Source organism: Paenibacillus tepidiphilus (assembly GCF_008635795.1).
Taxonomy (GTDB): Bacteria; Bacillota; Bacilli; order Paenibacillales; family Paenibacillaceae; genus Paenibacillus_AQ; species Paenibacillus_AQ tepidiphilus.
This window is the reverse complement of the sequence record NZ_VWRQ01000004.1, coordinates 193,533-213,087: the sequence shown is the minus strand read 5'-3', so window position 1 is coordinate 213,087 and position 19,555 is coordinate 193,533. Positions and strand designations below refer to the sequence as shown.

20 protein-coding genes are annotated in these 19,555 nt (G+C 51.9%); 1 reads left to right on the top strand and 19 read right to left on the bottom strand.

Annotated elements, in window-relative coordinates:
- Positions 1–92 precede the first annotated feature (92 nt).
- Complete coding sequence (locus F1379_RS06960) at positions 93–989, bottom strand: LysR family transcriptional regulator (RefSeq protein ID WP_150267821.1); 897 nt, start codon at positions 987–989, stop codon at positions 93–95.
- A 119-nt stretch (positions 990–1,108) separates the two neighbouring features.
- Here F1379_RS06960 and dapA point away from each other — a divergent pair, with 119 nt between their 5' ends.
- Positions 1,109–1,984, top strand: a complete 876-nt coding sequence (gene dapA, locus F1379_RS06955; RefSeq protein WP_150267819.1) for a 4-hydroxy-tetrahydrodipicolinate synthase — start codon at positions 1,109–1,111, stop codon at positions 1,982–1,984.
- 587 nt (positions 1,985–2,571) lie between these two features.
- Here dapA and pduL read toward each other — a convergent pair.
- The 18 genes from pduL to sleB all read right to left on the bottom strand — a co-directional run bounded on the left by pduL (position 2,572) and on the right by sleB (position 19,429).
- Positions 2,572–3,144 (bottom strand): phosphate propanoyltransferase, encoded by a 573-nt coding sequence (pduL, locus tag F1379_RS06950; protein ID WP_150267817.1) that lies wholly within the window; start codon positions 3,142–3,144, stop codon positions 2,572–2,574.
- Between the two features lie 150 nt (positions 3,145–3,294).
- Complete coding sequence (locus tag F1379_RS06945) at positions 3,295–4,257, bottom strand: dipeptidase (RefSeq protein WP_203457053.1); 963 nt, start codon at positions 4,255–4,257, stop codon at positions 3,295–3,297.
- Between the two features lie 140 nt (positions 4,258–4,397).
- On the bottom strand, positions 4,398–4,658 hold the full coding sequence (locus tag F1379_RS06940) for a stage V sporulation protein S (RefSeq protein ID WP_068723905.1): 261 nt from the start codon (positions 4,656–4,658) through the stop codon (positions 4,398–4,400).
- 204 nt (positions 4,659–4,862) lie between these two features.
- Positions 4,863–5,597 carry a TIGR00282 family metallophosphoesterase gene (locus F1379_RS06935; protein ID WP_275262208.1) on the bottom strand — a complete coding sequence of 245 codons (735 nt, stop codon included), beginning with the start codon at positions 5,595–5,597 and terminating at the stop codon, positions 4,863–4,865.
- Between the two features lie 200 nt (positions 5,598–5,797).
- Positions 5,798–7,342, bottom strand: a complete 1,545-nt coding sequence (gene rny, locus F1379_RS06930) for a ribonuclease Y (protein ID WP_150267811.1) — start codon at positions 7,340–7,342, stop codon at positions 5,798–5,800.
- 307 nt (positions 7,343–7,649) lie between these two features.
- Positions 7,650–8,384: a regulatory protein RecX gene (locus F1379_RS06925; protein WP_150267809.1), complete on the bottom strand. Its 735-nt coding sequence runs from the start codon at positions 8,382–8,384 to the stop codon at positions 7,650–7,652.
- Between the two features lie 131 nt (positions 8,385–8,515).
- A complete protein-coding gene (recA, locus tag F1379_RS06920) occupies positions 8,516–9,580 on the bottom strand; it encodes a recombinase RecA (protein ID WP_150267807.1) in 1,065 nt (354 codons plus the stop codon).
- A 206-nt stretch (positions 9,581–9,786) separates the two neighbouring features.
- Entirely contained in the window at positions 9,787–11,076 is a 1,290-nt protein-coding gene (locus F1379_RS06915) for a competence/damage-inducible protein A (RefSeq protein WP_150267805.1), read from the bottom strand.
- 39 nt (positions 11,077–11,115) lie between these two features.
- The gene (pgsA, locus tag F1379_RS06910) at positions 11,116–11,703 is read right to left on the bottom strand and encodes a CDP-diacylglycerol--glycerol-3-phosphate 3-phosphatidyltransferase (RefSeq protein WP_150267802.1); all 588 of its coding nucleotides are present in this window, start codon (positions 11,701–11,703) and stop codon (positions 11,116–11,118) included.
- Between the two features lie 149 nt (positions 11,704–11,852).
- A complete protein-coding gene (locus tag F1379_RS06905) occupies positions 11,853–12,344 on the bottom strand; it encodes a YajQ family cyclic di-GMP-binding protein (protein WP_150267800.1) in 492 nt (163 codons plus the stop codon).
- A 135-nt stretch (positions 12,345–12,479) separates the two neighbouring features.
- A complete protein-coding gene (locus F1379_RS06900) occupies positions 12,480–12,683 on the bottom strand; it encodes a hypothetical protein (protein ID WP_150267798.1) in 204 nt (67 codons plus the stop codon).
- A gap of 39 nt (positions 12,684–12,722) precedes the next feature.
- Positions 12,723–13,700 (bottom strand): helix-turn-helix domain-containing protein, encoded by a 978-nt coding sequence (locus F1379_RS06895; RefSeq protein WP_150267795.1) that lies wholly within the window; start codon positions 13,698–13,700, stop codon positions 12,723–12,725.
- A 38-nt stretch (positions 13,701–13,738) separates the two neighbouring features.
- Positions 13,739–14,503 carry a DUF3388 domain-containing protein gene (locus F1379_RS06890; protein WP_150267794.1) on the bottom strand — a complete coding sequence of 255 codons (765 nt, stop codon included), beginning with the start codon at positions 14,501–14,503 and terminating at the stop codon, positions 13,739–13,741.
- A 178-nt stretch (positions 14,504–14,681) separates the two neighbouring features.
- On the bottom strand, positions 14,682–14,942 hold the full coding sequence (locus F1379_RS06885; RefSeq protein WP_150267792.1) for a DUF3243 domain-containing protein: 261 nt from the start codon (positions 14,940–14,942) through the stop codon (positions 14,682–14,684).
- 142 nt (positions 14,943–15,084) lie between these two features.
- Positions 15,085–15,852: an elongation factor P 5-aminopentanone reductase gene (ymfI, locus tag F1379_RS06880; protein ID WP_150267790.1), complete on the bottom strand. Its 768-nt coding sequence runs from the start codon at positions 15,850–15,852 to the stop codon at positions 15,085–15,087.
- Positions 15,852–17,132, bottom strand: a complete 1,281-nt coding sequence (gene yfmH / locus F1379_RS06875) for an EF-P 5-aminopentanol modification-associated protein YfmH (protein ID WP_150267788.1) — start codon at positions 17,130–17,132, stop codon at positions 15,852–15,854. The genes ymfI and yfmH overlap by 1 nt, the downstream gene beginning before the upstream one ends.
- A gap of 2 nt (positions 17,133–17,134) precedes the next feature.
- Positions 17,135–18,418: an EF-P 5-aminopentanol modification-associated protein YfmF gene (gene yfmF, locus F1379_RS06870; protein WP_150267786.1), complete on the bottom strand. Its 1,284-nt coding sequence runs from the start codon at positions 18,416–18,418 to the stop codon at positions 17,135–17,137.
- Between the two features lie 144 nt (positions 18,419–18,562).
- A complete protein-coding gene (sleB, locus tag F1379_RS06865) occupies positions 18,563–19,429 on the bottom strand; it encodes a spore cortex-lytic enzyme (protein ID WP_150267784.1) in 867 nt (288 codons plus the stop codon).
- Between the last annotated feature and the right edge of the window lie 126 nt (positions 19,430–19,555).

Sequence of the window (19,555 nt, the reverse complement as noted above, 5' to 3'; positions counted from 1 at the left end):
AGTGCTAACACTTCCTTTTATATACCATATTCCCGATTTAGCTGTCAATATCCGGTTGTTAAGCGGTGCCATTTGGCCTTAGGCACCGGGAATTATGACACGGCCGATTTCGCTTTGGCATCATCCAGCAGCATGTGGATCAGGTATTCCAGCGGCGATGAATGCCATTTCTTCGGATGGACCAGGAGCTGCAGATCGAAGTGAATTTCCGGATGGGTGAACGGCAGCTCGGCCAGGGTTCCCCGCTCAATCTCCTCCTCGGCTACGATCCGCGGCAGGAGCGCGATGCCCAGACCGTTGCGTACACAGCGCTTGATCGCCTCCAGATTGGACAGCTCAAAGCCGATGCGGAACATGATCCCGTGCTCTTTCAACAGATTCTCGAACAGACTGCGGTAGATGCAGCTCTCTTCGGAGACAATCAGCTCACAGTTATTCAGATCCTGCAGGGTTACCTGCTCCGCTCCGGCCAAAGGGTGGCCCGCAGGCGCCACCAGCACCAGCGGCTCGTCGCGGATCACGGTCCGCTGGAGCACTGCATCGGCCGTGCTGCGGTCCAGCATCAAGCCGATATCCACTTCGCCGTCACGTATTTTGGCCACCAGATTAGCCTCCTGTTCGGTCTGCAGATGGATGTTCAGCCCGGGATAACGCGTCCGCAGCTGCTGCAGGAACGGCGGTAAATAGAAGGCGGCCAGCGAATCAATCGTGCCAATTGTCAGCGTGCCGCCGATCTGCTGGGCAATCGTCTCTTTGGAGCGGTCATACAGGTCGAGAATCTCCCCGAACAGCTTCAGCAGCTCATCGCCGGGCGGCGTGAGCCGCAAAGCACGGCCATGCCGTTCAATCAGCGGCACGCCATATTCCTTCTCCAGCTTCTGAATTTGCATTGTTACACTCGACTGGGCATAACCCAGCTCCTCGGCGGCCCGGGTAAAGCTTTGCCGTTTGGCCACTTCGCGGAAGGTACGCATATATGTTAAATCCATGTCCTCACCCTGACATCAATATTATTGATAACCTACATCATTTATTATAGATAACGATGATACATTATTCCATGGTAAAGTAGAATAAAAGGCTACACAAATTTGGAGGACGATAGTTCATGTTAACAGAAGAGCAGATTTATGGAGTTTATGTTCCTGTAGTTACCCCTTTTGACGCTGCAGGGGAAATTGATTTGGAATCGTATCGGAGATATGTGAACAACATCATCAAGAACAACATTCATGGTCTGGTCGTCAATGGAACCACTGGAGAATCGCCGACAGTCAACATACAGGAATTACAGACCCTCATTACCGCTTCGCAGGAATTATTGAAAGGCCGCAATATTCCGCTTGTCATCGGTACCGGCACCAACGATACCTCATCGACGGTGAAGCGAACCGAGCTCGCGGCAAACGCCGGAGCCGATGCCGTTCTGGTCGTTGTGCCTTATTACAGCCGCCCCTCCCAGGAAGGAATTATCGCCCATTTCCGTAAAGCCGCCGAAGTTGGCGTTCCCATTATCGCTTATGACATTCCCGGCCGTTCCGGCGTAGGCATGACCCTGGATACCGCCCGCACCATTCTGGACATGGAGCATGTTGTTGGACTGAAGGACTGCTCCGGCTCCCCGCAGCTTGTCTCCGAATTATCGCGTCTGGGCTGCAAGCCGGTGCTGTGCGGCGATGATATGCATTTCTACGACATGCTGGGCTATGGAGCGTCCGGCGGCATGCTCGCCTCAGCCAATGTACACACCGACAAATTCCTCGGTATCTATGAGCTGTACAGAGCCGGCAACACCGCAGCAGCCCGGGCTGAGTTCGATGCCCTGGTGCCGCTGATGCAGCTGCTGTTCAAGGAATCGAATCCGGCTCCGATCAAATGGCTGCTCAGCGCCCGCGGTGAGATCGCCTCGGACACACTGCGCCTGCCAATGACCTCGATCAGCACCGGGCTGCGCGAGGAGCTTGGCGCTTATCTCGCCGGATAAAGCCCGTCATTACGATTTATATCTATCTCATAAACCCGCAGCTTACATCTACCATGTGAGCTGCGGGTTTTTCTGAAGCCGGCTGATTGGCATACTCCCGCCATTGGATATAACAGTAAATTATTTTAAATATTAAATATTTCATGGAAAATTTGTTCAGTATTGGTTCAGTGCCCTGGTGTATATTGAAATTAATATCACTCAGTAGACAAAGGAGCGCTTCAACCATCATGAGTAAAAGAAGATCAGTTAATCCCACACTCTGCTCGGTTCCGGGCTGTGACATCAGGCACTATGCCAAAGGGTACTGTAAAAAGCACTATAACTATGCTTGGTACAGATCCCGCGCCGCCGTTCAGCGCAGCGAAGCTTCCGCCCCATCCGGGCTTCAGACCAAAGAGCTTTGCAGCTGCACGGCACATACCTCATAAGAAGGCTTCCGGGAGAAGCTGTCAGCACACAAGTATAAGCGGCTACGCCGTCCTGTACAGAACAGTAACCGTTTCTGCGAGAAAGGTACACTTTCTTATAACCGGACAAAAAACAAGCGGAGGATTGCTCCTCCGCTTGTTCGCTAATGGATGAAACTATTCTACAATTTCAGCAGTGTCGCCGTTGTTGGCACCGGCTGCATTGGCTTCGTCGGTGTCAATGTGCATATCCAGGGCGAAATTGTCGGATACACGGGCAAGCACATTTTCCAGTACCAGTCCGCGTTCTCCGCCCAGACGCACTTTGAGCAGCTGCTTGTCGGCAATGCCCCAGGCTGCTGCTTCAGAGGTATGGAAGTGGATATGACGGGCTGCTACGATTACGCCTTTGTCCAGCTCTACTTCACCGGCAGGGCCTTTAAGCGTAATGCCTGGTGTTCCTTCAATATCTCCCGATTCACGAACCGGTGCCTTCACGCCGAGGCTGAAAGCGTCTGTGCGCGAAATTTCCAGCTGGGAGGCTGGACGGGCCGGGCCAAGAATTCTTACTTTATCAAATTTACCTTTGCTGCCGATAACGGCTACTTGTTCATTGGCTGCGAATTGTCCTGGTTGGGAGAGCGGTTTGAACTCAGTCAATTGATAACCTTCGCCAAACAGAATCTCCACGTGCTCCTGCGTAAGGTGAATATGCCGGGCCGACACACCTACGGGTACAGTCTTGCTCATTTTGTAAGTCACTCCTTGTATTTTCTCTAGTATCTGTACAAGCCATTGTCCATTATACTCCTTATTACCCGAAAAGAAAAAGACCTTCCGCATAAGGAAAGCCCATTTTTGCCACTTTTCCACCCTGCAACAAAGAATGTCACCTATTTGTCAGGAAATATGCAGCTTGCCGGGTAAATGCTTCGCCAGGTAAACGGCCGCGTTATCATACAACCATCCCCGTACGTCCTCTTCCGGATAATGACGCAGCAATAGTTCGGTGAACTCGGCATATCGCCCGGGATGCTCAAGACCCTCGACCCAGACATCAATGCCGTCAAAATCCGAGCCAAACATGATCTGCTTCGTGCCGCCAAGGCTGCAGATATGCTCGATATGCCTCAGCATGTCTTCACGCTTGACCTTCCCGCGTTCATGCACGAACCAAGGCACAAAAGTCAGCCCGATACGCCCATCCAGCGCAATCAGAGCCTTGATCTGCTCATCGTTCAGGTTCCGGACATGCTTGCAGACGGCGGCACAATTCGAATGTGAAGCGATAAACGGCCGCTCACTGCGTTCAGCCAGCTCCCAGAAGCCCGCTTCCGCCAAATGCGACACATCCAGCAGCATCCCGCTTTCGTTACACCAGTCGACCAATTGCCGTCCTTTTACCGTAAATCCGCCGCCCCTTGGCTCCAGCACCCCGTCCGCCGCCCAATTGGCATAATTCCAGGTAATCCCCATCAGGCGAACGCCCAGTTCGAAGAGCACCTGTGCATACCAAAGATTGCCTTCCAGTCCATCGACGCCTTCCAAGGAAAGCAGGGCCATGGGCCGGTCTCCGGCATCGCTTTGCACAGCATCTTCCTTCCAGCGCAGCCAACTGAGCCCGTCCACACCGGTCACCTTTAGCCGGAACAGCTCCAATTGCCCCAGTACATCCTCGATACACGGCCGCCCTCTGCGTTCTGACAAATACACCGCAAACACCTGAAGCTGCACACCGCCCGCCTGAAGCCGCTCCAGCGTAACATCAAGACGCGAATCGTTCCGGAAATCCAGTTCCGGGGCCGCTTGCAGCTTGCTGAGCACATCACAATGAAAATCAGCCACCCTGAGCTTGCTCTCCATTATCATCCCTCTTCCGCTCTTCCGTCTGGCAGTACTCCTATCACTCATTCTATAAAGTATATGTATGATTTCCATGTTCTTTTCCTGTATAGCAAAAAACCTGTTTACAGTGTAAACAGGTTCCAATTAACAAGTTCATCTTATCTCGGTTCTACTATAAGCTTGATCGCTGTCCGGTCTTCTCCGTCAATGACAATGTCGGTGAATGCCGGAATGCAGACCAGATCGACGCCGCTGGGTGCAACAAATCCCCGGGCAATGGCAACAGCTTTGACTGCTTGGTTCAATGCTCCTGCTCCAATGGCTTGTAGCTCGGCCGATCCACGTTCACGAAGAACACCTGCTAATGCGCCGGCAACGGAATTAGGATTGGATTTAGCTGATACTTTTAATACATCCATAGTAAGTACCTCCCCTGGGAAAAATAATGGTGTTCTTCTTCCACTACTGTAGATGTTATTCGCGAGAGAAGAAATAATTCCTTCTTTTTGCGGACTACTCTGGAGAAAATGGTACAAAAGATACTCTTTTTCGATATAAAAAAGATCACACTACGACCAATTAATAGTGAATATTCCCGAAATACCTATTCACCAATTCCTATACTAGCTCATAACCCATTCATCTTCACGCAGTCTGATCTTCTCCAGACGTGTTGCCTTACCGGTAGTCTCGTCAATCTCTGCGAACAACCCGTGCAGCTGCCATTTCCCCTCATCGACAACAAATCGGGCCGGAAGCTGGGTAGTGAATTTGTAAAGAACTGCATCTTTTTCCATACCCAAAATTCCTTCCCTTGAACCAACCATGCCGGCATCGGTCAAGTACGCCGTACCTCCCGGCAGAATTACATCATCATTGCTCTGCACATGGGTATGGGTTCCCACGACAATAGAAGCGCGGCCATCCATAAAATATCCCATAGCAATCTTCTCGGAGGTAGCTTCGGCATGGAAATCGACCAGAATGCATTTATGGTCGCGGCGCAGCTCGTCCACAATCTCCTCGCCGATCCGGAAAGGATCATCAATAGCCGGCAAGAACGTCCGTCCCTGCAAGTTGACGATGGCCAATTGTTTGCCGTTTCCCTTCACCACTGTATACCCTCTGCCCGGAGTTCCCGGAGGGAAATTGGCCGGCCGGATCATCCGCGGTTCATCATCAATAAATTCAAAGATATCCCTGTTGTCCCAGGTATGGTTGCCCAGCGTGATCCCATGCACGCCCCAGTTGAAGAATTCATTGGCAATCGCCGAGGTGATCCCCCGTCCCGCCGCTGCATTCTCACCGTTGACGATGATAATATGCGGCTGGTATTTGCTCTTGAGAGAAGGCAGCATTTCGCGCAGCGCTTTTCTGCCTGTATTCCCTACGATATCACCGATAAATAGTACTTTAATAATGTTCTCCTCCTATAGCCTGATGCTGAATCCTCCGTAATGTGGAATCCTTGAAAGAAAAAAGGTCCCTAGAGGGGACCAATTCTCCTGCTGCAGAACCCGTGCACTCTCTACGAATAGAGATACAGCGTGTCCGCATACTATTTGGCATATTCGACAGCCCGCGTCTCGCGGATAACGGTAACCTTGATATGACCCGGATAATCCAGTTCACTTTCAATAGTCTTCGTAATATCGCGAGCCAGACGGAAGGCTTCTGCATCATCGATCTTCTCAGGCTGCACCATAACGCGAACCTCGCGGCCCGCCTGGATGGCATAAGATTTCTCGACACCTTCGAAGCTTTCGGAGATTTCCTCCAGCTTCTCCAGACGTTTGATGTAAGTCTCCAGCGTCTCGCGCCGTGCGCCCGGCCGTGCGGCCGACAGCGCATCCGCTGCGCCGACCAGCATCGCGATGACCGAGGTGGCCTCGCAATCGCCGTGATGCGATGCAATGCTGTTGATGACTACCGGATGCTCTTTGTATTTCTTCGCCAGTTCGACGCCAATTTCCACATGTGAGCCTTCCACTTCGTGGTCAAGCGCCTTACCGATATCATGAAGCAATCCGGCACGTTTTGCTAGCACAATGTCTTCCCCAAGCTCACTGGCCATCAGTCCACTCAAATAAGCAACTTCCATTGAGTGTTTCAGTACATTTTGACCGTAGCTCGTACGGAATTTCAAACGGCCAAGAATCTTGATGAGGTCCGGATGCAGACCGTGAACGCCAACCTCAAAGGTAGCTTGTTCACCGTATTCGCGAATCCGTTCATCAACTTCCTTGCGGGATTTCTCCACCATTTCCTCAATACGAGCCGGATGGATACGTCCATCAGCCACGAGTTTCTCCAGTGCTGTCCGGGCCACCTCACGGCGGATCGGATCAAATCCCGACAAAATTACCGCTTCCGGCGTATCATCAATAATGAGATCAATACCAGTAAGAGTCTCCAGCGCGCGGATGTTCCGTCCTTCACGACCGATAATCCGGCCCTTCATCTCTTCATTCGGCAAGGTCACGACAGACACCGTCGTCTCTGCCACATGATCAGCTGCACAGCGCTGAATCGCCAGGGTGATAATTTCACGGGCTTTCTTATCCGCTTCTTCCTTGGCCTGCTGTTCAATCTCCTTGATCATCTGTGCGGTTTCGTGACGCACTTCCTGCTCGACATTGCTGAGAATGATACTTCTGGCATCATCGATACTCAGATTGGAGATACGCTCCAATTCTGTGACCTGTTTCTTGTAAATAACATCAATTTGCTGTTGGGTCTCATCGATTCGTTTCTCTTTGTTAGCTACTTGTTCTTCTTTTCGTTCAAGCGATTCCATTTTTTTATCCAGCGTTTCTTCCTTTTGCAGCAAACGTCTCTCTTGACGTTGGATTTCGTTCCGACGTTCACGAGTTTCTTTTTCAGCTTCAGTACGAATTCTGTGGACCTCGTCCTTAGCCTCGAGTACCGTTTCCTTCTTCAGCGCCTCTGCTTCCTTCTTCGCGTTCTCCACGATGACGACAGCTTCCTTCTCGGCGCTTGAAATTTTAGCTTCTGCAAGGGATTTACGAATAAAATAACCGAATCCAAAGAAAATTGCAGCTACAACGAGAACGATTATTATGACCCAGATCCATGATACCATCTAGTTCACCTCCTCGTTGGTTCCTCCAAGGAACAACCCTTGGTACTTGTGCAGTTGTTAAACTATCCGTTCATCACCATACAAAAAACCGGTAATACACCGATTGCCATACTGCACATGCTGCACATGCACATTGCCCGCCATTCACGGCGATTACATTTCATATGAGTTGTACGTGAACCGAAAAGAAAGGTCAGCTTTTTGGGAAGGAAAAAGGACTTCTTATCTTTGCCGATTCATGTTATATTTTATTATTTATAAAATGACATTGTCAAGAGAGTCGAAAGCTCCGGGAAAGTCAAGACAATCAGTCCGAAATGTAGAATTCTTCAGCGTCCTCATCCGTATCCGCTTCCTGCATCAATAGATTCAGCACACGGCGGACCAGTTCACCCGAATAGCCGCGCCGCATCAGGAACGCGCCTGTCTTGTTATACTTCTCTCTCGCTTCGCCGCGGAGCGCATTCCATTTCTTCCGCCCTGTCTGAAGCGCGCTTTCCAGTTCCTGCTCCGGCGAGATATTCTCCAGCGCCTCGGCGATCAGCGACTTATCGACCCCTTTGTCGCGCAGCTCCTGGCGAATCCATAGCTTGCCCTTCTTCTGGTTTAATAAACGCTGCTCTGCCCATGCCCTGGCGTACAACCCGTCATCGACCAAACGCTCCTGCTCCAGGCGCTGCAGAACCTCGGCAATAATAGTCTCCCCGATTTCCTTCTGCCGTAAACGGCGGGCGATTTCCTCCGCAGTCCGCGGTTTAAGTCCCAGATAGCGCAATCCTTCCACATATGCTCGCTGCCGCTCGTCGGCAACTACGATCTCTTCCAGTTCGTCTTTCAGGAAGGAGCCGCCTGTAATCATCCGATATTTGATCATGACGTCTTCATGGACCGTCATGCTGTAAGCGCCGAAGTGTATAACATAGCGGTGATCCGCTTTCTTCTGCCGTTCCACCCGCGTAATGACCAGTTGTTCATGATCGGGAAAATCAGCGAGTATCGAGCCCTTCTCCTCTTCCGGCTCCGGATTCAGTTGTATTACCATCTCTCTATGTCACCTCTGATTCGTCTAGATCCTTCACAAGATACTTTAAATTAAAAGCGCCCTGTAAAAATTCATCACAGGGCGCACTTCTGCAGTACGGAATTATTCATTCCAGCTTATTCAATTCCAGGTTATTCAATTTCCAGCAACAGGTTCTCTTCTTCCTCTTTCTCTGCAGCAATCTCCGCTTCGGTTGGCGATGCCACAATCGTCGACAGGCTGCTCGCTTCGCGGATCTTGTTCTCAATCACCAGTGCAATTTCCGGATGCTCCTTCAGGAACTGCTTGGAGTTCTCACGGCCCTGGCCAAGACGTTCGCCTTCATAGGAATACCAGGCGCCGCTCTTGTTGATGATGTCCATTTCCGTACCGATATCGACAAGGCTGCCTTCCTTGGAAATGCCTTCGCCGTACATAATATCTACATCCGCTTGCTTGAACGGAGGTGCAACCTTGTTCTTTACCACCTTGATTCTTGTGCGGTTACCCACAACGTCGTTGCCCATCTTGATGCTCTCTACACGGCGTACATCCAGCCGCACTGATGAATAGAACTTCAGGGCGCGTCCGCCAGGCGTAGTCTCCGGGTTACCGAACATCACACCGATCTTCTCACGAAGCTGGTTAATGAAGATGGCAATGGTGTTGGATTTGTTAATCGCACCGGACAGCTTGCGCAGAGCCTGGGACATCAGACGAGCCTGCAAACCGACGTGGGAGTCGCCCATATCGCCTTCAATTTCAGCCTTCGGAACCAGTGCTGCGACAGAGTCAACGACAATGATATCCACCGCGCCGCTGCGCACCAGCGCTTCGGCAATTTCCAGTGCCTGTTCGCCCGTGTCCGGCTGCGAGAGCAGCAGTTCATCGATATTTACGCCCAGAGCGCTGGCATATTTAGGGTCAAGCGCATGCTCCGCGTCGATGAAAGCGGCTTGTCCGCCAACCTTCTGAACCTCGGCGATGGCATGCAGCGCAACCGTTGTCTTACCGGAAGATTCCGGTCCGTATACTTCAATAATGCGTCCTTTGGGGAATCCGCCGATACCCAAAGCAATATCAAGTGCCAAAGCTCCGCTGGGTACTACTTCCACTTTCATGTGGTTGGATTCGCCCAGCTTCATGATCGAGCCTTTACCAAATTGTTTTTCTATTTGACGAAGCGCCATATCCAGCGCTGCACGACGATCTGACAATCAGACCACTTCCTTCACTTGTTTATAGTATTATAATACCGTGTTTTGAGGGTCTTGCCAAGCTTTTTTTCGAACATACATTCGTTTTTTTGGCTCCGGAGCCTCTTCAGCGAGTGTATGGCCTAGGAAACAAACAAAAAACCGCAGCAAAGGATTCTCATTGCCACGGTTCTTCCGTATATCCAATTATACCCCAATAGAGCATGTTATTGCAAGGCCGAGCCTTCAAGCGGCGTCTCTACCTTGCGCGCTTCCAGCCGGCGCCAGAGACGGTATAGAAGCGCCTTGACGGAGCGCAGCCGGATGTTCTCGCGCGTGCCCTTGAGGTTCAGCTCGTAAACCTCTGTCTTGCGGCCGCGTTCGGCCAGCCCCACATATACCAGACCCACAGGCTTACGTTCCGAGTAACCGGGTCCGGCCACGCCGGTTACGGACAAGCCGAAATCGCTGTCGGCGATCATCCGCACCTGCTCCGCCAGTACCTCGGCCACTTCCGGACTTACCGCACCTGCGGCATCCGGTCCCTCCAGCAGCGAGGCCGGCACATTCAGCAGCTTCTTCTTCATTTCATTGGAATAGCAGACGATTCCGCCGAGGAACATTGAGGCGCTCCCCGGAGTTCTGGTGATGCTCTCCATGAGAAGTCCGCCCGTGCAGCTCTCCGCCGCGCTCATCGTCAGCCCTGCATCAGCCATCCAGTCCACAATCAGCTGTTCCAGTGGCACATCAATATTGGCATACATATACTCAGGCAGCAGTTCCTGAATCTTCTTCTCCAGGGCATCCAGCTTCACCATCGCTTCACGTTCGGAAGGCGCTTTGGTCGAAATGCGCACCGTGACCTCGCCTTCTTTGGCATAGGGAGCAATTGTGGGGTCCGTCTGGTTGCGGATGAGATCAATCAGCTTGTCCTCCAGCAGCGACTCGCCAATTCCGGCGAACTTCAGCATCTTGGAGTAAATCGGCATTTCATCGGTAAGTGCATGCTGCTGCAGCCAAGGCTTAACCTTGTCCGTGAACATCGGCTTCATCTCCCGGGGCGGACCTGGCAGTACAATATAATATTTATTCTCATGAGCGAGGGCCAAACCGACGGCAAGGCCAATTTCATTGGCCAGCGGCGTGCTTCCTTCGATGACCAGCGCCTGCTTGCGGTTATTCTCAGTCATGGTAATCTTGCGTTCGTCGAAGAAACGCTGTACATGATCCATGGCCAGATGATCGATATGGAGCGTACGACCCAGTGCCGCAGCAAGCGCATCTTTGGTCAGATCATCCTCGGTTGGGCCGATGCCGCCTGTGAACAAGATAATATCGGCCCGGCCTTGGGCGATTTCAATAGCTTGTTGAATACGGCTGCTATTGTCTCCAACCACCGTTTGAAAGTAGACATCAACCCCCAGGGCAGCCAGCTCCACCGATAAAAACTGCCCGTTGCTGTTTACAATTTGTCCCAATAAAAGTTCTGTGCCTACGGCGATAATTTCCGCTTTCATAGCCGGCTTCCTCCTTCTGGTTACAGTATGAAGTACACTCTAGGCTTCATGCGACTTTAATATCTCTTTGTTCTTCACAAAGTAATCAATACCCGAATAAATCGTAATCAACGCAGCCGCCCAAATCGCAATATCGTCTACAGGGATGCTGATAAACTGGAACGGAAAATTGTTGAGCAGCAGAAGTGAAATGGCAACAATCTGGACCACGGTCTTGATCTTGCCCCATTTGCCGGCGGCCATCACCTTTCCTTCCAAGAGAGCAACCTGACGAAGTCCGGTCACGGCAAACTCGCGGCTGATGATGACAACGGCGATCCAGGAATCGCATTTCCCCATTTCCACCAGCGAGATCAGCACAGCGGAGACAAGCAGCTTGTCCGCCAACGGGTCCAGCAGCTTTCCAAGATTGGTGACCATATTATATTTGCGCGCGATGTAACCGTCGATACCGTCCGTGCTGGCCGCCAGCAGGAAGATCAGAGCTGCGATCAGGTGATTTATCGAAAGCTCAAAGGAGCCCCAATGGATCGGTTCAGGGAAAAAGCTGAAGTCCGCCAGCAGGAAAATCATCATGATCGGAATAAGAAAAATACGCGCTAAGGTGATGCGGTTGGGCAAATTCACTGAAGTTCCTCCCCTGGTCCTTACGAATCCGAAATTCCACAATTTTCTGCGAAACTGCTTAAGCTAGTATATTATAGCCCTATGTAAGTGTCAAAACAAACACAAAGCACCCCGCATAGGCAGTTAGCAGCACCGCGGGGCACATGGAGTTATTTGAAATTGTTAAACTGGAGATCAAGCGGCAGATCCGCGTTACGGAGCAGGTGGATAATTTGCTGCAGATCGTCCCTGCTCTTTCCGGTTACCCGGATTTGATCGCCCTGGATTTGGCTCTTCACCTTGAGCTTGGAATCACGGATCAGGATATTAATCTTCTTGGCGTTCTCCTGGTCAATCCCCTGCTTGAGGCCCAGACGCTGACGGACAGTACCGGAAGCTGCCGGCTCGATTTTGCCGAAGTCCATATTCTTGAGCGTAATTCCGCGCTTTACCATCTTGGACTGCAAAATGTCGATGACGGCATTCAGCTTGTATTCATCTTCAGAAGCGATAATCAGTGCGTCCTTCTCCAGCTTCAGGCTGCTCTTGCTGTTCTTGAAATCAAAACGGTTCGCGATTTCTTTCTCCGTCTGATTGACAGCGTTGGTCAATTCCTGCATGTCCATTTTGGACACAATATCGAATGCACTTTCCGAGGCCATTGTTCCACGTCCTTTGTTTACATTTATACTGCTCTTATTATATGAAAAAGTCGCTGCCAAGTCTAATAATGGAAGAAGAACAGGCAAAACACGCCTCCCGCAGTTTGACCTGTGGGAGGCGCCGGTACATAGGTACTATCTGCTGCGGGCGGGAGCCCGGAACATGTCCAGAATCCCCAGCACGACATGCGCTAATCCGAAGCCAAGAATTCCATAGCCCCAGGCGCTTGGCGTCAAGTAATAGCCGAGAAGGCTGACAATGATACCCAGCCCCGTTACAATCCAGCTGACGGTCATGAGTGAATACACCTCTCTTCTGGCGAAAGAACTGTAAATCACTCTTAGGTTCTCCATTCACCCGAAAACTATACCTGACTGTTATTCTCCGCCGTCATCATTCCCATCGTCATTATCGCCGCCAGCTTCCGTACTTTGCGGTTCACCGCTTCCGGCTTCCGTTCCGTTATCCAGCTGCAGCAGCAGCCGTGAGGATGTCTTGCCGTCAGTAATCACCTGGCCGTTAACGGTAATCACGGTAGCCGGTGAATAACCGGATTTGATGTACATGCCTTGGGCATCCAGCGTAAAGGTCATATTGTCACCGTCGGCGGTATTACCGAAGCTTAGCTTCTCGCCTTTGGAGTTCTCACCCCGGTATACCTCCAGCCAGCTCGTTCCGGTGGCAGCGATCTTCACTTCGATGGCGCTGCCCGCAGGTGCCGATACTTTGAATTTGGTCGTTTTGCCCGATTTGCCGTCTTCCGTAACGGCCACTGGCTGTGTGGTCGGTGATGGACTCGGCGTCGGTGAAGCCGTCGGAGCCACGGTCGGCTCAGGTGATCCTTCGGTGCCGGCCGATGCTGAAGGGGCAATACCGCCACCTACCGCCGTCGGCGACGGCGTCGCCTCGGAAGGATTCTGCGACTCATGGGTGACATTGGAAGAGTCGACTGTTGCAGAATCCGACTTATTCCAGCTATTCGATGCGTAAATATAGATCACGGCAACGATCAATATCGGAAAGGTCCACATCAGGACGGTCGGCAGCCATTTGGTGTTCCGCTGCGTATCCGATCTGCGGCTGCGCTTCTGAATGACGGTCTCCATTGTAGTGTCCGGAGGCGCAGCGGGTACATTGCCGTGCTCCTCCATCAGCTCGTCCGGATTGACACCGACAGCCTCCGCATAGGTTTTGATAAATGCGCGGACATAGAAGCTCCCCGGCAGTACCGTGTAATCGCCCGCTTCGATGGCTTCCAAATACTTTTTGCGAATTTTTGTGACTTCCTGGACATCATCGAGGCTCATGCCCTTTTGCAGGCGCGCCTCTTTCAAATGCCGGCCCAGTTCCGACATATACCATCACCTCCTGAAAATTAGTTATGAATCGTATCTCAAAGATCGTCGGTATAAGCTGTAAACGACTCATACTGGATCTCCTCGTTCGGTGTATTGCGCAATTCGATAATAATGTCGAAATCATCAAAGGTATACTCTGATTCCCGTACAAAAATGTCCGGATGCTCAATCACCTTCGTGCTTGGCATGTTCATCACCTGCTGCAGCAGATTATAATGCTTCTCATTGGAACGGATCGTACTGACGATGCCGTCGATAATAAATACATTATTCGGATTCATTTCGTCCTCGGCCAGCTGGCTGCGGACGGTCTGCCGCAGCAGCGTCGAGGAAACAAACGTCCACCGCTTCATCGCACAGACGCTTCCCGCGATAATGGATTCGGTCTTGCCTACGCGGGGCATGCCACGTAGTCCTATAACCTGATTCCCCTCCCGTTTAAACAGCTCGCCGAGGAAGTCAACCAGCAGTCCAAGCTCATCGCGGGTAAAACGGAAGGTCTTGCGGTCATCGGAATCACGGTCGATATACCGTCCGTGACGGACGGCCAGCTTGTCGACCAGACGGGGAGAACGCAGCGCCGTCACAGTTATATTGTCAACCTTCTTGAGCATTTCGCCCATCAGCATGATCTTCTCATCGTCGCTTGTTTCCAGCAGCATGCCGCGGGTCTTTCCCTCCACACCGTTAATGGTCAGAATGTTGACCTCCAGCATACCGAGCATGGACGCAATATCACCGAGCAAACCGGGTCTGTTCTTATGTATCTTGTACTCCATATACCACTGTTTATATTCCACCTAAAGCACCTCATAGATTCCATTTCCCGACACTTTCCGCCAAACAGCAAAAAAACCGGCTTCCGTAAAGTGTTCTGAAACACGGGTCATGTTAATGATATATAAAATACATTTGAAAGGCAAGGCTGCCTCTGTAATAATTGCAGAAAAGCTCCCTGACGGGAGCTTGTTCCGCATGCTATGCGTTTGTCTTCGCCAGCTTGACCATCAGGGAAGCGATCGTGTGCTTCTCCGCGTCGTTGCCGACATCCCATAGCTCTTTGATCGCCCGGTTGGAATAGTTCCCGGGATCGACTTTCTTGTCGAGGAATTCCCCGATTTCGTAAGCCAGCTTGGAGATGGTCTCATCGCTCATCCCCATTTTTTCGGCCTGAATGACCTTCTCGCCGAGAAAATGCTTCCAGGTATCAAAGTTCTTTACTACGGACTCTGTTGACATCTTAAATCCTCCTTCAAGGTTACGGCCGCCTGCCTTGGATAAGGGACGCCGTTTACGTGAGATTTAAAAGCAACAATATTAATATGTGTCCGCGCGATACTTCTTATGCTGGAGCATTTCGCCAGTCCTGCAGCTCCGGGGTTCAGGTAATCCAGCCGCCGTTCGGGCTGATGATCTGCCCGGTGATGTAGCCCGACTCCGGCAGGGCCAGAAAGTAAACCAGCGAAGAAATTTCCTCCGGAGACGCAAGCCGCCCGGCCGGAATTTCCTCCTCAAGCATGCGCATCTCATCCTCCTGCAGATTGGAGAGCATGGAGGTGTTGACCGCTCCCGGGGCAACGGCATTCACCGTCACTCCGGAAGGCGCCAGCTCCTTCGCCAGCGCTTTGGTGAATGCATTGATGCCGCCTTTGCTGGCCGAATAAGCCACCTCGCAGGAAGCCCCTGAAATGCCCCAGACGGAAGAGACATTAATAATCCGCCCGAACCGCTGGGAGACCATAGGTCGCATAAAGATTTGGCTGCACAAGAAAGTCCCCTTGAGGTTGACGGCCATAATATCATCCCATTCCTCTTCTGTCACATCGGCCAGCATCCCGTAATGGGCCTTTCCGGCATTGTTCACCAGGATATCCGGGAGCATGCCGCTGCCCTCCAGCCGCTCCGCCATCCTCAGCAGCTGGCTGCGGTCGCGGACATCGGCCGCTACCGTCAGCACCTTGGCGCCAAGCGCCATGCAGCGCCGCGCCACTTCATTGGCCGCTTCATGCGAATTCATATAATGAATGACAATATTCATGCCAACGGAGGCGAATCGCTCAGCGATCGCCCCCCCGATTCCCCCGCTGCCTCCGGTGATCAGCACCGTCATTTCCTTGATGGGTTTGCCGCTCTCTCCCAGAGAAGCCATTACGGACTCACCACAAGCGATACGGACATCTGCTCCCAAGCGACATGCTCGCGCAGCCGGGCGTTCACATCCTCAAGAGTAATGGATTCATACACCGGAAGCACCTCGAACAAATCACCGCCGCGGAATTGGTAGCGCGTAAATTCATGGGCGATATTTTCCGGAGAATTCAGCATCCGCAGATAACCCCCGATTTTCTTTTTCCGGGCACGTTCGAAATCCTTCGCAGCAAATCCGCTTTCCAGAAGGGATGATACTTCCTCTTTGATCCGCTCCATCAGTCTCCCCGGATCCTTCGTATCACCGCCCACAGCAGAAAAGGCGTACTGCGGCGAACTGTTGAATTCATGGCTGAAGCTGTCAGAAATCAGATCTTCATTATATAGCTTCTGATACAGCTCCGTGCTGCTTCCGAAGAGCAGATCCAGCATCAGCTTGGTCGTGAGATCACGCCGTACGGCATCCGGACCGGTCAGTCCTGTTGCCTTTTCCTTGAATCCGAACAGACATTTGGGCATGGATACAGCGAGCTTGCACTCTTTCCACTTATTGGCCACCTCGGCCGGCTCCGGCTCGAAAAGCCGTTCAATCTGTCCCTGCTTGCCGTACGATTTGGTGTTCTGGTTACTGCGGATCAGGGTGAATACTTGCTCGGGATCGACACCGCCGACAATGAACAGCAGCATATTGCTCGGATGGTAAAACGAGTTGTAGCACGTATAGAGTGTCTCTTTGGTAATTGTGCTGATCGACTCCACCGTTCCGGCAATATCAATATGCACCGGGTGCTTGGAATACATCGCCTCAATCAGGCCGAAATAGACCCGCCAGTCGGGATTGTCGGCATACATATTGATCTCCTGGCCGATAATGCCCTTTTCCTTCTCCACATTCTCGTCGGTAAAGTATGGACGCTGCACAAAGTCAACCAAGGTTGTGAGGTTGGTCTCAATATTCTCTGTAGCAGAGAACAAATATACTGTCTGGTCGAAGCTGGTAAAAGCGTTCGCTGATGCCCCGTTTGAAGCAAAGGTCGCGAAGATGTCTCCTTCGGGCTCCTCGAACATCTTATGCTCCAGAAAATGGGCGATGCCGTCAGGAACCCGGGTCTCTTCTCCCCCCTCCACACGGAAATGATTATCCACAGAGCCATATTTGGTAGCAAAGGTGGCATAGGTTTTCTTAAAAGTTGGCTTTGGCAATACGTATACCTGTAACCCGTTATCCATTACCTCGTAATACAGCGTTTCTTGAAGTCTCTCGTAAGTTTTGCTTTCCACCGCTATTCCCCCTCCTTCTGCCCTGTCAGGAAATAAATCGTATCGAGCTGGAAGGTCTCCGCCGCTGCTTTCACATCGGACACCCCGGTTCCGTCCACCTGGCTCAGCAGTTCTGCGGTTGAGCGGTTTTTGCCGGAAAGCTGCCGGTTGAAATCGAAGGAGATCATCTCAAAGGCAGAGTCCTGAATTTCAGAGAGCAGATTGCGGATCATTGCCTTAGTCTGGTTCAGCTCCAGATCGGTAATGTTACCGCTCTTCAGTTCATCGAGCTGTTTGCGGATAATATCGACGGCTTTGCCGTAGTTCTGGGTTTCGATGCCGGATTGGATCGTTCCGATCCCTTTATGGCCGTCATACCGCGAAGAAGCATAATACGCCAGGCTTGCCTTCTCCCGCACATTCACAAACAGCTTCGAATGCGGGTATCCGCCAAGGATTCCGTTGTACATCAGGGTGGAAGCATACCGGTCGTCGCCATAAGTAATTGAAGTACGCAGCCCCATATTCAGCTTGCCTTGATTAACATTAAGCCGCTCCTCCACAGTCCGGACCTCATTGACCTGAACCGGCGTAAACCGGGATTCATAATCCGCACTGCGGGCGTTGCCACGTCCGAAATTCGCGGCGACCAGCTTCTCGACTTCCTCCGGAGTGGTATCGCCAACCACATACAGATCGAATATAGCCCCGTCCAGCCAGTTCTTGTAAGTGCCGTACAACGATTCCGGAGTAATGCGGTCAAGATCGGCTCTTTGTCCCAGGGGATGCAGCCGGTAAGGCTCTCCTGCGCACATCACTTCGATGCAGCGTTCAGCGGCATAGCGGATTTTGTCATTAACAATGGCTTCCAGCTTCTTACGAACCGTCTCCCGCTCGGTGTTCACATAGGCCGCCCGGAAATGGCCGTCTTCCAGCAAGGGACGGGTGATTACCTCTCCGAGAAAAGCAAAGGATTCAGCCAGCAGGCTGTCCTTGCTCTGCACGAAGGAATCGTTGATCGTGTCCATCCGAAACTGGACAATCTGATAATCGCCCCGCTTGTAGATGTCAAAGCCAAACCCGGCGCCGTACAATTCCTCCAGCCGCTCGCGGAACTGGATCGTTTCCGGGTAGGAAGCCGTTCCCCGGCGCAGCACAAAAGGCAAAGTGGCCGTCTCTGTCACCGTATTCTCGTCCAGCGGAACACCTGCATACAGCGATATGGCGAACGTCTTGAACGCCTTGGTCGGCAACACATGGATCCGTATGCCTGCCACGCTGCCATGTTGAAATCCGTTATTTGTCAAGTCCAAAACTCCTTTACGACGTGAATAGGTGCTTCTCCAATAAGTGTATGAAGTATTATCCATTCTAAACCATTCCAAAGTAAGGAAGCAACCGGAAGCCGGTTCCGGTTGCTTGTACTTGAAATATGCTCGGCTCACATTAGCCTACATGCAGAAGATATGCTCACCGATCGTCTTCACCTGCGGGCGGGTCCAAATCCATGCGGATGTGGCCGTTCGGGGATTGAAATAGTACAGGCAGCCGCCCGAAGGATCCCATCCGTTAAGTGCCTGCTGAACAGCCTTGCGGGCCTGCTCGTTCGGCTCCAGATAAATTTGTCCGTCTGCTACTGCGGTGAATGCCCCGGGCTGAAAAATAACACCTGAAGGGGTGTTCGGAAAGCTCGGCGATTTCACACGGTTCAGAATGACGGCCGCTACGGCAACCTGGCCTTCAAACGGCTCGCCGCGCGCTTCGCCGTATACGGCGTTCGCCATAATCTTCAGATCATTTTCGGATAAGCCCATGGTATTGCCGGAAGACAATTCGGCGTTGCCGGCATTGGTTTTCGCTGCCTGAGCATTCTTATTGCCGTTGTTGCCGGTATTCTTGCTCGCTGTTCCGGTACGCGGCTCCGTAGGTTTCCAGGCTTTGGTCGCGTTGTAAAGCTTCAGCTTTGTTTTGGCCCCGACGACACCGTCCACCTTCATGCCGAATCTCCATTGGAACCAGGTGACGGCATTTTTCGTCTTCGGTCCAAACTGGCTGTCGATCTTGCCGCCATAATACCCAAGATGCTTCAGTCTGCCCTGAAGCTCATAAACATCCTGCCCGGATGATCCAAGCTTAAGCGGTGTCGTTCCGAATGCGGGAAGGGCTGCTTCCGCAAAGTCGTCCGGATTCGATTCTTGTACCGCCGCAGCAAAAACACTGGAGGAGCCGGGCTTGTCGTTCAGGAGCAGGCCCGTGAACGGCGCGGCAGCCAGGGCAAGGGTAATCACCGCTAATATCCACTGCTTCTTTTTTGTCATAGGATGCGCTCTACCTTTCTTGTTAGTTCTGCATGAATGGCTAAAGTTATTATGAGGAGCGGCAGGGCATCCTATGCATAGCCGGAAACGGAAGACGGAGCAAATCCCGGAACGGAAGACGGAGCA

Bases quoted from the DNA above. Each gene is read 5' to 3' on its own strand.
- F1379_RS06960 (WP_150267821.1), bottom strand. From the start codon at position 989: ATGGATTTAACATATATGCGTACCTTCCGCGAAGTGGCCAAACGGCAA.
- dapA (WP_150267819.1), top strand. From the start codon at position 1,109: ATGTTAACAGAAGAGCAGATTTATGGAGTTTATGTTCCTGTAGTTACC.
- pduL (WP_150267817.1), bottom strand. From the start codon at position 3,144: ATGAGCAAGACTGTACCCGTAGGTGTGTCGGCCCGGCATATTCACCTT.
- F1379_RS06945 (WP_203457053.1), bottom strand. From the start codon at position 4,257: ATGGAGAGCAAGCTCAGGGTGGCTGATTTTCATTGTGATGTGCTCAGC.
- F1379_RS06940 (WP_068723905.1), bottom strand. From the start codon at position 4,658: ATGGATGTATTAAAAGTATCAGCTAAATCCAATCCTAATTCCGTTGCC.
- F1379_RS06935 (WP_275262208.1), bottom strand. From the start codon at position 5,597: ATGCTGCCTTCTCTCAAGAGCAAATACCAGCCGCATATTATCATCGTC.
- rny (WP_150267811.1), bottom strand. From the start codon at position 7,342: ATGGTATCATGGATCTGGGTCATAATAATCGTTCTCGTTGTAGCTGCA.
- F1379_RS06925 (WP_150267809.1), bottom strand. From the start codon at position 8,384: ATGGTAATACAACTGAATCCGGAGCCGGAAGAGGAGAAGGGCTCGATA.
- F1379_RS06915 (WP_150267805.1), bottom strand. From the start codon at position 11,076: ATGAAAGCGGAAATTATCGCCGTAGGCACAGAACTTTTATTGGGACAA.
- F1379_RS06905 (WP_150267800.1), bottom strand. From the start codon at position 12,344: ATGGCCTCGGAAAGTGCATTCGATATTGTGTCCAAAATGGACATGCAG.
- F1379_RS06895 (WP_150267795.1), bottom strand. From the start codon at position 13,700: ATGTCGGAACTGGGCCGGCATTTGAAAGAGGCGCGCCTGCAAAAGGGC.
- F1379_RS06885 (WP_150267792.1), bottom strand. From the start codon at position 14,942: ATGTCAACAGAGTCCGTAGTAAAGAACTTTGATACCTGGAAGCATTTT.
- ymfI (WP_150267790.1), bottom strand. From the start codon at position 15,852: ATGGCTTCTCTGGGAGAGAGCGGCAAACCCATCAAGGAAATGACGGTG.
- sleB (WP_150267784.1), bottom strand. From the start codon at position 19,429: ATGACAAAAAAGAAGCAGTGGATATTAGCGGTGATTACCCTTGCCCTG.